Source organism: Paenarthrobacter sp. NPDC091669, from assembly GCF_044756725.1.
GTDB lineage: Bacteria > Actinomycetota > Actinomycetes > Actinomycetales > Micrococcaceae > Arthrobacter > Arthrobacter bambusae_C.
In genome coordinates, this window is the sequence record NZ_JBIVTK010000016.1 from 1 (window position 1) to 14956 (window position 14956).

General features: G+C 63.4%; 8 protein-coding genes. 2 read left to right on the forward strand and 6 right to left on the reverse strand.

The genetic code is table 11. From position 1 onward, the window contains the following. Window positions 1-423: 423 nt before the first annotated feature. The 3 genes from ACIQLI_RS20885 to ACIQLI_RS20895 are packed head-to-tail and all read right to left on the reverse strand — an operon-like array spanning window position 424 to window position 7959. Window positions 424-4077: a 1,4-alpha-glucan branching enzyme gene (locus ACIQLI_RS20885; protein WP_400392005.1), complete on the reverse strand. Its 3654-nt coding sequence runs from the start codon at window positions 4075-4077 to the stop codon at window positions 424-426. Between the two features lies 1 nt (window position 4078). Continuing rightward, window positions 4079-5875, reverse strand: a complete 1797-nt coding sequence (gene treS / locus ACIQLI_RS20890) for a maltose alpha-D-glucosyltransferase (protein ID WP_400392008.1) — start codon at window positions 5873-5875, stop codon at window positions 4079-4081. Next, window positions 5875-7959: an alpha-1,4-glucan--maltose-1-phosphate maltosyltransferase gene (locus ACIQLI_RS20895; protein ID WP_400392214.1), complete on the reverse strand. Its 2085-nt coding sequence runs from the start codon at window positions 7957-7959 to the stop codon at window positions 5875-5877. Before ACIQLI_RS20895 ends, treS begins: the two co-directional genes overlap by 1 nt. Before the next feature lie 125 nt (window positions 7960-8084). On the opposite strand from ACIQLI_RS20895, the gene glgP reads away from it, so the two are divergent. Beyond that, window positions 8085-10709, forward strand: a complete 2625-nt coding sequence (gene glgP, locus ACIQLI_RS20900; protein ID WP_400392011.1) for an alpha-glucan family phosphorylase — start codon at window positions 8085-8087, stop codon at window positions 10707-10709. A 110-nt stretch (window positions 10710-10819) separates the two neighbouring features. On the opposite strand, the gene ACIQLI_RS20905 is transcribed toward glgP, so the two are convergent. The 3 genes from ACIQLI_RS20905 to glgX are packed head-to-tail and all read right to left on the reverse strand — an operon-like array spanning window position 10820 to window position 13773. Then, a complete protein-coding gene (locus ACIQLI_RS20905; RefSeq protein WP_207596380.1) occupies window positions 10820-11179 on the reverse strand; it encodes a barstar family protein in 360 nt (119 codons plus the stop codon). Window positions 11180-11185: 6 nt separating this feature from the next. Further along, window positions 11186-11632 carry a ribonuclease domain-containing protein gene (locus tag ACIQLI_RS20910; RefSeq protein ID WP_400392014.1) on the reverse strand — a complete coding sequence of 149 codons (447 nt, stop codon included), beginning with the start codon at window positions 11630-11632 and terminating at the stop codon, window positions 11186-11188. Window positions 11633-11658: 26 nt separating this feature from the next. Beyond that, window positions 11659-13773 carry a glycogen debranching protein GlgX gene (gene glgX, locus ACIQLI_RS20915; protein ID WP_400392017.1) on the reverse strand — a complete coding sequence of 705 codons (2115 nt, stop codon included), beginning with the start codon at window positions 13771-13773 and terminating at the stop codon, window positions 11659-11661. Between the two features lie 238 nt (window positions 13774-14011). On the opposite strand from glgX, the gene ACIQLI_RS20920 reads away from it, so the two are divergent. Beyond that, on the forward strand, window positions 14012-14821 hold the full coding sequence (locus tag ACIQLI_RS20920; protein ID WP_400392020.1) for a carbon-nitrogen hydrolase family protein: 810 nt from the start codon (window positions 14012-14014) through the stop codon (window positions 14819-14821). The last annotated feature ends 135 nt before the right edge of the window (window positions 14822-14956 follow it).

Here is a 14956-nt window from a genome sequence, read left to right on the forward strand (position 1 = left end):
ACGGGGGTGCGCAATGATCCAGCCATAATTTCAACCAATCAATAAAACAATCGGTATCAACAAACTTGGCACACTATTGAGTTCTCAAACAACAGGTCACTATTCCAAAGCAGTACCACCAGCCTTCGCTGGATCGCTCCGGAGCAACTTTTCAAACTTACACGCTGCCTGCCTCCGGGTCAAATCGGCGAACTTGACTTGATTTTCCTTGCGGTTTCTTGTCAGATTCACCGTCCTCCACTGGGGAGCAGCGCGGGTACTAACTATACCCCTACTTCCCCGTGATGGCAAAACCCCGCAACGACACGGTCGCTTCGACTAACAAAATCCCCGGAAACAAAGGGAAGAGGGCCCGGAAGCATGGCTCCGGACCCTCTCCGCCTCAGAAGCTACTGCCCCACGGGATGAGTACGTACCCTCAAGCTACCCGGCCGGCGCGAACCAAGAGGCGCCGAGCGGAGGAAGAGTGACGGTCAACACTGCTGGCTGGCCATCGGTTCCGGGCGACGAGGCGTTCAGGGAACCTGCATTCACCACTCCGGAGCCGCCATACGTTTCCGAGTCGGTGTTCAGGACTTCGGTCCACTCCCCGGCTGCGGGCACACCCAGGATGTAGTCCTTGTGCGGACCGCCGGAGAAGTTCACTGCGCAGACCAACGGCTTACCGTCCTGATCCCAGCGAATGAAGGTCAGGACGTTGTGGTCGGCATCCCCACCGTTGATCCACTGGAAACCGCCGGCCTCGTTGTCCCTCTGGTACAGAGCAGGCGTCGAGGTGTAGAGCCCGTTGAGGTCCTTGACCAGAAGCTGCAGCCCACGGTGGGCTGGAATTTCGGCGAGGAACCAGTCCAGTCCATATTGCTCGGACCATTCGGCTTCCTGGCCGAACTCGGTGCCCATGAAGATGAGTTGCTTGCCCGGATGTGCCCACTGGTAGGCGAAGAAGGCGCGCAGGTTGGCCAACTGCTGCCAACGGTCGCCGGGCATCTTCCGGAGCATGGAGCCTTTGCCGTGAACTACTTCATCGTGGCTGATGGGCAGCAGGAAGTTCTCGGTGAAGGCGTAAACCATGGAGAACGTGATGGTGCCGTGGTGCCACTTGCGGTTGATGGGATCTTCGGAGATGTACTTGAGGGAATCGTGCATCCAGCCCATGTTCCATTTGAGCCCGAAGCCCAGGCCGCCGTGGTTGGTGGGCGCGGTGACACCCGGGAAGGCGGTGGATTCCTCGGCGATGATGATGGCCCCGGGGTGGGACTTGTAGACGGTGGCGTTGACTTCCTGCATGAAGGAAATCGCTTCGAGGTTCTCGCGGCCGCCGAACTTGTTGGGCTTCCACTGTCCTTCTTCACGGGAGTAGTCCAGGTAGATCATCGAGGCAACAGCGTCCACCCGCAGGCCATCGATGTGGAATTCTTCCAGCCAGTACAGCGCATTGGACACCAGGAAGTTGCGGACCTCGCTGCGCCCGAAATCGAAGATCAGGGTTCCCCAGTCCGGGTGCTCGCCCAAGGCAGGGTCCGAGTGCTCGTACAGCGGCTGACCGTCGAACTGTGCCAGGGCCCAGGAGTCCTTGGGGAAGTGGGCAGGTACCCAGTCGAGGAGGACGCCGATGCCGGCCTGGTGGAGTGAATCCACCAGGAAGCGGAACTCGTCCGGGTGTCCGAAGCGTGAGGTCGGAGCGAAGTAGGACGTCACCTGGTAGCCCCACGAACCACCGAAGGGGTGCTCTGCGACCGGCATGAACTCGACGTGGGAGAACCCGAGCCACTTCACGTATTCCACGAGTTCCTTGGCAAGTTCCTTGTAGCCAAGACCCAGCCGCCAGGAACCCAAGTGCACTTCGTAGACGCTCATGGGCGAGTTGTGCGGGTCCTTCCGGGCGCGGGCTGCCATCCACTCCGCGTCCTTGAACCTGTAGCTTGCGTCCACAACGCGCGACGCCGTCAGCGGCGGAACCTCGGTACCGAACGCCAACGGGTCGGCTTTTTCAATCCAGTGACCGGACTTGGTCAGAATCTCGTATTTGTAGCACGCCCCTGCTACAACCCCCGGAATGAAGAGTTCCCAGACCCCGGAGGAACCAAGGGAACGCATGCCGTGCTGACGGCCGTCCCAGCCGTTGAAGTCGCCCTTGACGCGGACCGCCTGCGCGTTCGGAGCCCACACTGCGAACGAGACACCGTCCACCTCGCTGAGCGCGGAACGGTAATGCTGCACATGCGCGCCGAGCACATCCCACAGGCGCTCATGACGACCTTCACCGATCAGGTGCAGGTCCACTTCACCCACGGTAGGCAGGTAGTGGTACGGGTCATCGATGGTGACGGGTTCGACGTCGTACACCACTTCCAAACGGTAGTCCGGCACGTGGCCGGCCTGCAGCGGTTCCAGGACGGCGGCCCACACGCCATGGGCTTCATGCTCCATGTCGGTGCGGCCGTTTTCGGTCACCACCGCCACGGACTTCGCGAGGTGCTTTACCGTACGGACCGTGACGTGGCCGTGGTCGTCCAAGTGTGCTCCGAGGACCGAGTGCGGCGCGTGATAGGCGCCGGCTGCCACGCGTTCCAAGGTCTCGGAGTCCACGTGCAAGGGAACTCGGGGCCGTTCGGTGCGTGCAGAGCCAGTCATATCATTACCTTCCGCTGTAGCTGCCGCATGCTTGCCGCGGCTTGTATTGTCGAGGATTCGTCGTGATGCGTTGACCGGAATCGACAGCCAGTCGGGCCGGTTCCGCAACTCGTACACCACCTCGTATAAGGCCTTGTCCAGCCACAATGCCACAAAGAGCGGCGAGCGGCGGTCTATGGTTCCGGGGGTGACGTCGCTGTACCCCTCAAGGAACGCTGCAGCGCAGTCATCCACCCAGGTTTCGGGGACGGTGGCGTGGGAATTTTCGCGCGTGGCGGCACCCGCCGCATAGTCGAAGGATCGCAGCATTCCCGTGACATCGCGCAGGGGAAGATCAGGATTATTGCGCTCGTCGATGGTCCGCAGCGGCTCGCCCTCGAAGTCGAGGATGGCCCACCGCCCGGGCTGTCCCTCAGCGCCCGGAACCAACAGGATCTGCCCCAGGTGCAGGTCTCCGTGGACACGCTGCAGTTGCCCTACATCCCGGGGATCCAGTGCGGCCAGCAGTTGGTCGAGGTTATCGTCATAGGGCCCGACGGCGGATGCCGCCTCAGCCCACGACTGGCGGACACGACGGGCTACAGTCGCGATGATGTCGGGGCCCTGTTCCTGACCGTCCTGGGTACCGAACGTTTCCGCCAGCCTGGCGTGAACCGTGGCGGTCGCTGCCCCAAGCCCGCGGGCCTCGGCGGTGAAATCCTTACCGGCTGCGGCTGCTTCGACGGCCAACCGCCAGGCGTCCAACCCACCGAGCAGGAATTCATGGGCCACGGTCAGTTCGCCGGCGGCCGGCACGGATCCGTTCGATGCCGGCCCCTCCCACGAGCCGGTGATCCAGCCCAGCGTCGCAGGAACCTCGGTGGTCCCGGCTGCGGTCAGGGCGGCGCCAAGCTCGACTTCAGGATTCTTTCCTGCCGCCAGCACACGGAAGATCTTCACGATCGCGGCCGAATCGCCGTCGTCGATGATGACGGACGTGTTGGACTGCTCGCCGGACAGGACCCGTACGGAAGTGGGGTTCTCCGGAAGCGCGACGCGGCCACGCGTGAGGTGTCCGCGCGCACCTCCCACGCTGCCTTCGCTCCGCATCAGCTCCAGCCAGGCGGTGACGAAGTCGGAATCGTACACGGCGTCGTACACCAGGCGGAGGCCCGAGTCGTCCGTGAACTCGCCCAACAATGCCGCCGGAGCGTCCACCAGTGGCTGGCTCCGATAGCTCAACGGAACCTGCACCACGTCAGTCCGGGGACCGCCGTCGGACGTCCGGTGGGTCACCGCCAGCAGCACCACCTCAAAAGCCGTGTCACCGCCTGCGCCAGGGAGGCTGACTGCGCCTACCTGCTCCAGCGCAAAGTCGGGGCTCTTGACCGGGAACCAGCGCTTGCCTGGCAGCCAGTGACGGAGAAGTCCTTCAACGGAGGGGTTCAAGTTTGCCTTGCTCATCTCATCCTTTGGAGGTCACCACGGGAATCGCCTGGGTAAAAGGCGAAGAGGGATTGGAAAAGGCCGAGCGCACCCGCAGCCAGTAGAAGCTGTGGCTGCCCAGCATCACGGTCAGATGACCGTTGTCGCCGACGGCCGGGAATGGCTGGCCGCCGAAAATATCGCGCAGGCCGCGGCCCGCGAATTCGGGGATGTCCAGCGTTGCCGCCACAGGGTGCTGGGAGAGGTTGAAGACGCACAGAATGGTTTCGGCGTCCTCGCCCTCGGCGTTGCCTGGAGGCAATTCCCGTACATAGGCCAACACCACTTCATGATCGGCTTCGATGTGCCGGAAGCCGCCCAAACCAAACACCGGGTGGTTCTTGCGGACGCTGAGGATCTGACGGGTCCAGCGCAACAGCGAACCGGAGTGCGCGGCCTGGGCCTCAACGTTGGCCATGCCGTAGTTGTAAACCAGCGACTGGATGACCGGTAGGTACAGCTTGCCCGGATCTGCTCCGGAGAAACCTGCGTTGCGGTCCGGGTTCCACTGCATTGGCGTGCGGACGGCATCACGGTCATCGAGCCAAATGTTGTCGCCCATCCCGATCTCATCCCCGTAATACAGGAAGGGACTGCCGGGCAGGGAAAGGAGCAGGGCATTGATGAGCTCAATCTCGGACCGGGAATTGTCCAGCAGCGGCGCGAGCCGGCGGCGGATGCCGATGTTGGCCCTCATCCGGGGATCAGGGGCATACCAACCAAGCATCGCGGCGCGTTCCTCTGCCGGCACCATCTCCAGGGTGAGTTCATCATGGTTGCGCAGGAAAGTTCCCCACTGGGCACCCTTGGGAATTTCCGGGGTCTCCCGCAGGGTCTCGATGATGGGTGCGGCCTTCTGGTCCCGCAGGGCGTAATAGAGCCGCGGCATGATGGGGAAGTGGAACGCCATATGGCACTCGGGTGCTTCCTCGGTACCGAAGTACTCCACCACTTCATGCGGCGGCTGGTTGGCCTCCGCAATGATCACCCGGCCGGGATAGTTCGCGTCCACCATGCGCCGAAGGTCCTGCAGGAAAGTGTGCGTGGCCGGCAGGTTCTCGCAATTGGTGCCATCTTCTTCGAACAGGTAGGGAATGGCGTCCGCCCGGAAGCCGTCGATCCCCTGGTCCAGCCAAAACCGGATCACGTCGTAGAGCGCTTCGATGACTTTGGGGTTCTCGAAGTTCAAGTCCGGCTGGTGGCTGAAGAAACGGTGCCAGAAGAACTGCCGCCGGATGGGATCGAACGTCCAGTTGGATTCTTCGGTGTCAACGAAGATGATGCGGGCGTCCTGGTACTTCTCGTCCGTATCGCTCCAGACGTAGAAATCACCGTAGGGTCCCGTGGGGTCCTTGCGCGATTCCTGGAACCACGGGTGCTGGTCCGAGGTGTGGTTCAACGGAAGGTCGATGATCACGCGGACGCCCCGGGCATGTGCCTCGGCAACCAACCGCTTGAAGTCGCTGATGGTGCCAAACTCATCCAACACGGACGTGTAGTCCGCAATGTCATAGCCGCCATCCCGCAGCGGCGAATGGAAGAACGGTGGCAACCAGAGGCAGTCAACGCCCAGCCACTGAAGGTAGTCCAGTTTCTCGATCAACCCATGGAAATCGCCGGAGCCATCCCCGTTGGCATCCGCAAAGGCCCGCACCAGTACCTCGTAGAAGACTGCCTTGCGGTACCAGTGTGGATCATGCTGGAGACCGGGGGCGTTCAACTCGAAGGTGTTCTTCGGAGTGAAGTACTGGCTGGGGTTCTGCGGAGAAAAACTCACTAAGGCTGCCTCCGGATGCTCAGGATGTGTGCCGGTTCAACATGCGCATCCAGCCGGACGTAGTTGTGCTCGCCCCACTCCCAGCTCTCGCCGCTGATGAGGTCATCCACCCGGAACCGGCCGTCGTCGTTAAGGTCCCGTGGATCCAGTTGCAGGGCCGCGAGGTCCAGGGAGACCGTGCTTTCGCGGGTGCTGTGCGGATCCACATTGACCACAATGATCAAGGTGTCCTTGGTGCCGTCCGGCAGCGTCTTGTGCTTGGAGTACACGATCGTGGCATCATCAGTGCTGCTGTGCAGCGTCAGGTTCTGCAGGTCGCCCAGCGCCACGTGCTTCTTGCGGATGGTGTTGAGCCTGGTGATGTACGGCGCCAGAGTGCGTCCGGATTCGGCTGCGCCCTCCCAGTCCCTCGCCTTGTACTCGTACTTTTCGTTGTCGATGTATTCCTCGGCACCCGGACGGGCCACGTGCTCGTAGAGCTCGTACCCTGCGTAGACGCCCCAGAGCGGACTGGCCGTAGCAGCCAGTGCAGCCCGGATGCGGAAGGCGGCCGGACCGCCGTACTGCAGGTACTCGGTGAGGATGTCCGGCGTATTCACAAAGAAGTTCGGGCGGAAGAACGCCGGGCTCTCATGGCTGACTTCGTGGAAGTACTCCTCCAGCTCGGTCTTGGTGTTCCGCCACGTGAAGTAGCTGTAGGACTGCTGGAAGCCCGCACGCCCCAAGGCGTGCATCATCGGCGGGCGTGTGAAGGCCTCCGCCAGGAAGACAACCTCGGGGTTCTTCTTGTTGATCTTGCCGATCAGCCATTCCCAGAACCACACAGGCTTGGTGTGCGGATTGTCCACGCGGAAAATCTTCACGCCGTGGCTGATCCACAACTGCACGATCCGCAGGATTTCCTTGGACAGTCCGGTGGGGTCGTTGTCAAAGTTCAGGGGATAAATGTCCTGGTACTTCTTCGGCGGGTTTTCCGCGTAAGCGATGGAACCGTCCACCCGTGTGGTGAACCACTCAGGGTTGGACGTCACCCACGGGTGGTCCGGGGCTGCCTGCAGGGCAAGGTCCAAGGCGACCTCAAGCCCCAGCTCGTTGGCGCGCGCCACAAAGGCGTCGAAATCATCAAAGGTGCCCAGTTCAGGGTGGATGGCGTCGTGGCCACCGTCCTTGGAACCGATGGCCCACGGCGAACCCGGGTCCTGCGGTCCCGGCGTCAAGGTATTGTTGCGGCCTTTGCGGTGCTGGAAACCGATCGGGTGGATGGGCGGCAGGTAAATGACATCGAAACCCATCTCCGCCACGGCATCGAGCCGCTGGGCTGCCGTGCGGAAGTTACCGGAAGTCCAGACGCCTGTGGAGTGATCCAGCACAGCGCCCTCTGAACGGGGGAAGAACTCGTACCAGGAACCGCGGCCCGCGAGGTCGCGCTCCACCTGCAGCGGGAAACGTTCGGAAACAGTCACCAATTCGCGGATCGGAACACGTCCGACGGCGGCCAGCACCTCAGGGCTGAAACCGGCGCCAAGGCGCTCCTCGGCAGTCTTGGTGGTATCGGCCAGCACGACGGAAGCGGCACGCAAGGTGCGCTTCTCAACAGCGCTGCGTCCGGCGTCGTCGGCTGCTTCCGCGAGGAGGGCAGCGCCCTCGGCGAGCATCAACTCAACGTCGATGCCGGCGCCTACCTTGACCTCGGCGTTGTGGTGCCAGGTGCCATAACGGTCGTGCCACGCCTCGATAACGAACGACCATGCCCCAGTACCGGTGGGCGTGATCAGGCCCTCCCAGCGGTCCAAGCCCTTCCACTGCCCACCCTCTGCAGGGCTCAGGCGGACGCGTTGGCGTTCCTTGCCCCGGGGATCAAGCAGCACGGCGGACACGCCGAGCTGGTCATGGCCCTCACGGAAGACCGTGGCGCCGACAACGAGGTCCTCGCCTGGCAAAGCCTTCGCCGGGAAACGGCCACCCTCAACCACCGGCTGCACGGCAGTGATCGGGAAGCGGCCGAAGCGCAGTCCCTGGGTGATGTCCGTAGTCGTCTTGGATTTCAGTGCGATGATGGTTCGCGCAGTTTTCGTCACAACCACGACGTTAGCGACAAAAATCACAGAATGCTAAGCACACGACCTATCTACTCGACGCAAGATGACTTTTACCTAAAAGAAACCCAATCCAGTTCCGACTGCCATGTCCGTCCGTTAGTGTGGCGCTCGTGAAGGCTATTCGAAGGTTTACAGTCCGTACCGTCCTCCCCGAGCCCATCCGGCCCCTGGCCCGATTGGCGACCAACCTGCGCTGGTCCTGGCACCGGCCCACACGGGAACTTTTCGCGAGCCTTAACCCGGCTCTGTGGGAGGCGTCGCAGCACGACCCCATTGCCCTTCTGGGGTCCATCAGCCGCGAACAACTGCAGGACCTCGCCAACAACGGCGACGTGGTGGAGCGCGTTCAGGCCGCTGCCTCCGACCTGGACCGGTACCTCAGCGAACCGCGCTGGTACCAGGGCCTCGGCGAAGACGCTCCCGCCTGCATTGCGTACTTCTCCCCCGAATTCGGCATCACCGAGGTTCTTCCGCAGTACTCGGGCGGCCTCGGCATCCTGGCCGGCGACCACCTCAAGGCCGCCTCAGACCTCGGCGTGCCGTTGATCGGCGTCGGGCTCCTCTACCAGGCCGGCTACTTCAAGCAGTCCCTGTCCCGGGATGCCTGGCAGCAGGAAACCTACCCGGTGCTGGACCCCGACGGACTTCCCCTCACGCTTCTTCGCCACCCCGGCAAGGATGGCATGCCCGGCAAGCCCGTCCACATCTCCCTTCCGTTGCCCAACGGCCGCGAGCTCCACGCGCACGTCTGGCGTGCCGACGTCGGACGCGTTCCGCTGCTGCTGCTGGACTCCAACGTTCCCTCCAACGATGAGGCCGCCCGCGGCATCACAGACCGCCTCTACGGCGGCGGGGGCGACCACCGGCTCCAGCAGGAACTCCTCCTGGGCATGGGCGGTGTCAAAGCCCTCCGCGTCTACCAGGAACTCACCGGCACACCCGCGCCGGAAGTTTTCCACACCAACGAAGGCCACGCAGGATTCCTGGGCATCGAACGCATCCAGGAAGCCATGTCCGATCCCACCGTGCCCCTCAGCTGGGACGAGGCCCTCGCTGCCGGACGCGCGTCCACCGTCTTCACGACGCACACGCCCGTCCCCGCCGGCATCGACCGCTTCGAGACCGTCCAGATCAAGCACTTCTTCGAAGCAGGCCTGGCACCGGCCGTGCCCACGGACCGCATCCTGGAACTCGGCCGCGAAAGCTTCGACGGCGGAAACCCTTCCGTGTTCAACATGGCAGTCATGGGCCTGCGCCTGGCGCAGCGGGCCAACGGCGTGGCCAAGCTGCACGGCGTGGTCTCCCGCGAAATGTTCGCCGGCCTGTGGCCAGGATTCGACCACTCTGAGATCCCCATCACGTCGGTCACCAACGGCGTCCACGTCCCCACCTGGGTGGACCCCCGCATCTCCACCCTGGCCCGGAACCAGTTTGGTGCCGAGGCTGAAGCGCTGGGTCGCTGGGACCTCGCCTACAACGTCAGCGACGAAGACGTCTGGGCACTCCGCCGCGAGCTCCGCGCCCAACTCATTGACGACGTCCGACGCCGGCTCCGTGCCTCCTGGAAGAAGCGCGGCGCCGCCGACGCCGAGCTCGGCTGGACCGACTCCGTCCTGGACCCGGACGTGCTCACCATCGGCTTTGCCCGGCGCGTGCCCACCTACAAGCGACTTACCCTCATGCTGCGCGACCCCGCACGTTTGAAGGCCCTGCTGCTGGATCCGAAACACCCCATCCAGCTGGTTATCGCCGGCAAATCGCACCCCGCAGACGACGCCGGCAAGAAGATGATCCAGGACCTGGTCCGCTTCACCGACGATCCCGAAGTCCGGCACAGGATCGTCTTCCTGCCGAACTACGACATCGCCATGGCACGGACCCTGTTCCCGGGCTGCGACGTCTGGCTCAACAACCCGCTGCGCCCGTTGGAAGCCTGCGGCACGTCCGGCATGAAGGCCGCCATCAACGGCTCGCTTAACCTGTCCGTCCTGGACGGCTGGTGGGACGAAATGTACGACGGCGAAAACGGCTGGGCGATCCCCACCGCCAACAACGGCGCGTCCGCCGACGAACGCGACGACATCGAAGCATCCGCACTGTACGAGCTCCTCGAAAACCAGGTAGCTCCGCGCTTCTACGGCACCACCGTTGCCCAAGGCGCCGGAGCTGCAGGACCGTCCGAGTCCAGCCGCGAGACCGTGCCCACCCACTGGGTGTCCATGATCAAGCACACCCTGGCAAACCTCGGCCCCGCCGTTTCCGCGGAACGCATGCTCCACGACTACGTCAACAACCTCTACTGCCCGGCCGCTGTTTCGGGGCGCAGGGCTGTTGCCGAGGCCTTCAAGGAAGCCAAGGAACTCGCCGCTTGGACTACCAAGGTCCGGAACGCGTGGCCGCAGGTAGTGGTGGAACACGTTGACTCCGTGGGGGTCTCCGAGGAACCCCAGGTAGGCGACTCACTCCAGGTCAATGCCTACGTAGCCCTCAACAGCCTCACCCCGGACGACGTGTCCGTCGAGGTAGCCTTTGGGCGGGCGGAGGAATCCGACGAGCTCGAGGACATAGTGGTGGCCGAACTGGACTCCCTGGAAGACCTCGGCGGCGGACGTCACCTCTTCCACGGCTCCCTGGTCATCAACCGGTCCGGCTCCTTCGGCTACACCGTCCGGGTGTTCCCGAAGCACTCGGCGCTGGCTTCCAAGGCTGAACTGGGATTGATCGCGAACGCCTAGTCCTCCGTAGCCCAATTGGCGACCGTAACCCTCGTGCGCTGCCGGGTCACGGTCGCCAATTGCGTCTCAAGGCTTGCTACGTTTGGGATCCATAGGGCCCGTTGGCGCGACTAGTTCTCGAAGACCGCGATGACTGCGAGGTCGCGGCCAGCGTAGCGCTCTGCGTCTTGGAGGACTTCGCAGACTACCCCGAAGGATCGGTCTGTGCGGTAGGCGGCCGGTACCTGCCAGATCATGGTGACGGGGCCGCCGTCGTCCTCTGAAAGGGCGTCGGCGTAGTCGTGCAGGGAGTCGTTCAGGGCGTCCAGGTTCACGCCGTAGTACTCGGGGAAGTCCAATACCTGGGCGAAGACTTCCAGGACCGCCTGTTTGGTGGTTGCCGGGGGGACCATCACGGTCCTGCGACCGGCGTCGGAAATCTGTTCCTGCAGTTCTTCCAGGGTCCAGGTGTCTGCGGAATATATCTTCATGGGCTCCTACTTGCCTTCGACGATGAACTTGAACGACTCATAATGGTCCGCGGTGTAGTACTTGGCTGAGTCCTTGCCCACGACGATTCTGCGGGCGCCCCGGTCCGACTCTCCGGGCGTCCTGACCGTGTACTCCTTGTAGAAGCCGCTGGTCTTCTTGGGCAGGAGGCCTTCAAAATTGCCGAAGTTTACGCCGTCACGGTCGTATGGATAGGGGCCGCCCTTGGCGATCAGGGCCAGCGTTTGGCGGGCTTCCTTGGGCAAGTGTGAGGCATTGATGGTGGGCAGCGTTGAGGGGTTTGCCACCGCAGCGGCCGACGACGACGCGGAGCCAGGTTCCGGCGTCGTGGTTGGCGCCGTGAGCCCGCCACCGCCCACCATGGCGACCACCAACACGACGACGGCGATCACCAACCCCGCGAACGCCACCAGTTTGCTGCGGCTGCGGTTCATGCGAAGAGCTCCTGAAGGGTGAGTGCCTACGTGCGGTAGATGTTGATGGTGTTGGCTTGCAGGATATCCCGCTCGCCTGAGGCCACCAACGCGCCCTTCCGCCGTTCATGCAGCACCGACGTTGTGAAGCGGAGCTCGAACATGCGCTTGCCGATGCCCGTTTCACTCAGGATCTCCGGCAGCACCATCTTCACATCCTGGTTGCTTCCGTTCACTACGATCAAGCCACGGATTTCGCTGTCCTCGTGCCCCATCAGGAGCTGGACGGAGCGCACATTGGGATCGTTCCAACGTGCGGGAGTCATCCGCTGACCTTTCTCGTCGAACCATTGCAGGCTGGAATTGTTCGCGTTGCCTGGGAAGCTCTCAGGCTGGTGACGCAGGAACCAGCGGCGGAGCCGGACCAGCTCACGCGTGGTCCGGAACATGGCATTGGCTTCCTGGGTGCGGCTCCAATCCAGCCATGCCGTGGGGTTGTCCTGGCAGTAGGCGTTGTTGTTGCCCTGCTGGGTCCGGCCAATTTCGTCGCCTGCCGTGATCATGGGGACGCCGAAGGACAACAGCAGGGTGGCCATCAGGTTGCGGATGGACAGGGCGCGGGCGGCCACAATGGCCTCGTTCTCGCTCCGCCCCTCCACACCGTGGTTGTAGCTGCGGTTATCGCCATGGCCGTCGCGGTTCTGCTCACCGTTGGCCTCGTTGTGCTTACGGTCGTAGCTCACCAGGTCCTTCAACGTGAAGCCGTCGTGGGCCGTGATGAAGTTGACCGATGCAAGCCGGGTGCGCCCGGAGGATGCGAAGAGGTTCGCGGAACCGGCCATGAGTTCAGCCAACGATGCCACGGAGCCGCCCTGGCCACCTGCTTCGATGGCGGCGCGGTCGGACAACCAGAAGCTGCGGACGCCGTCACGGAAATGGTCGTTCCAATCCGACCAACCGTGGGGGAAACGGCCTGTCTGCCAGCCACCGTAGCCGACGTCCCACGGCTCGGCAATGAGCTTGACCTCGGACAATACCGGGTCCTCCGCAATGGCCTGCAGGAAGGGATGCTGGGGGTCGAAGGAGTTGCCCGCGTCCCGGCACAAAGTCACGGCAAGGTCAAAGCGGAAGCCGTCCACGTGGAAGTCGTTCACCCAGTAACGCAAGGAATCCAAGGCCAGGTCCACCACCACGGGATCGCTGAAGTCCAAGGTGTTTCCGCAGCCAGTGGTGTCCAGGTAGCGCCCATGGGCATCGTGCCGGTAGTAGCGCTTCTCTGCGAGTCCACGGAAACTCAGCGGCGGTCCATCCGGACCAGCTTCGGCGGTGTGGTTGTACACCACGTCCAGGATGACCTCGATGCCCGCCGCGTGCAGCAACTTGATCATGCCCTTGAGCTCGTCCTGTACCGCGTGGGGACCGGCGTTGCGCGCTGCCTCCGTGGCGTAGTCCGAATGAGGCGCGAAGAAGGCGGCCGTGTTGTAGCCCCAGTAGTTGGTCATGCCCAGGTCCTGGAGGTGGGACTCATCCAAGTGGAAATGGATGGGCAAGAGCTGAACTGCCGTGATGCCGAGCTCAGTGAGGTGCTGGATCATCACCGGATGGGCCATACCGGCGTAGGTACCTCTGAGGTGCTCCGGGATGTCCGGGTGCAGCATCGTCTGTCCACGAACGTGTGCTTCGTAAATGACGGAAGTGCGCAAAGGAATGCGGGGTGGACGGTCGTCGCCCCAGTCAAAACCTGTTTCCACGTGCACGCTGGTGAGGAACTCGCCCCGCTGGTCCACAGCGCGGCCGTAGGGGTCGAGCAACAGCCGGTGTTCGCCGTCGTCGTCCAGGTCCACGGCCGGCAAGGACAGCGGGAAGCCGCGCTCGGACGATGCCTCGCGGAAACCGTAACGGGTGCCCGGCGGCATTCCGCTGACCAACCCGAAGTGCACGCCGTCTTCAATGTTGGGAAGGATGTGGGCGCGCCACGGCTCTCCGGGAGCCTGGAAGGCGATCTCTACTTCTGTCAGGTCGGGTGCGAAAACTGCCACGTTCACCTGGTGGTCCTGCGTTTTTTCGGCATCGTCAAGGCCGGGCTGGGGCGTGCTCAGTCCGAGGGGCCGTGGCCGCGAGGCGTCGACGGTAGCTGCTGTGTCAAAAATTGGCATAACCATTGCTTGCAAGTTTAGTTCCACGCCAAGTATGTGCCGCGCCGGCCGCGCATGTGACGACGTTCCACATCGCGATTTGATTACTTGCCTGGTGAGGGCCGGATTACTTGGGCCGCTCACGTGCTGGAATGCTGTTCCGGTGTCACCTTCGCGGCGGGGAGACTACGTGAATAAGTCGCACGGACCGGCTGTTGTCCCGCCTGCTTGGCATACTGGGACGGAGACAACTGGAGGTTCTATCGTGCGTGTGGCACTCGCCCAAGTCATCACCGGCCGGGATCTGGCCGACAATCTGCGGCTCCTCGAGGAGTACGCCCGTCTGGCGAAAGACGGCGGCGCCGAATTGGTGGTCTTCCCCGAGGCCATGATGCGCGCATTCGGGAATTCACTGCTGGACATTGCCGAACCCCTGGATGGGCCGTGGGCCGGCCGGGTGCGCGCCCTCGCCGACGAGTTGCAGCTGGTGATCGTGGCCGGCATGTTCACCCCCGGCAGTCCTTCGACTACAGGGGCCCGTCGCGTGCGTAACACGCTGCTGGCCACCGGCCCCGGCGTCGAGACGAGCTACGACAAGATCCATCTCTTTGACGCTTTCGGCTTCGCTGAGTCGGACACCGTGGAGGCGGGTACAGACCCCGTAACGTTCGACGCCGGCAGCCTCACCTTTGGTTTGGCCACCTGCTACGACATCCGTTTCCCGGCTTTGTTCACGGCCAACGCCGATCGCGGTGCGGTGGTGAACATCGTCTCGGCGTCCTGGGGGTCCGGGCCGGGCAAAGCCGAGCAGTGGCAACTTCTTGCCCGCGCCCGCGCCGTGGACACGACCACGTTCGTGCTCGCGTGCGGCCAGGGCGATCCCGCCACGCAGGGCGTTGAGCCCAAAGGTGCCGCGCCCACAGGAGTGGGGTACTCCGCCGTCGTATCCCCGTTCGGCCAGGTCTTGGAGGCGCTCGACGGCGAACCCGGCCTGATCTTCTACGACTTGGACCCTGCCGTAGTCGAGGAAGCCCGCCAGAAACTCCCGGTGCTGACCAACCGCCGCCGGTTCTAACTCCCCCGCCGGCCCTCTCTCACATCCCTAGCCCTTCCCCCCGGCCCTCTCTCACATCCCTAGCCCTTCCCACCGGCCCTCTCTCACATCCCTAGCCCTTCCCACCGGCCCTCTCTCACATCCCTAGGGCTCGGA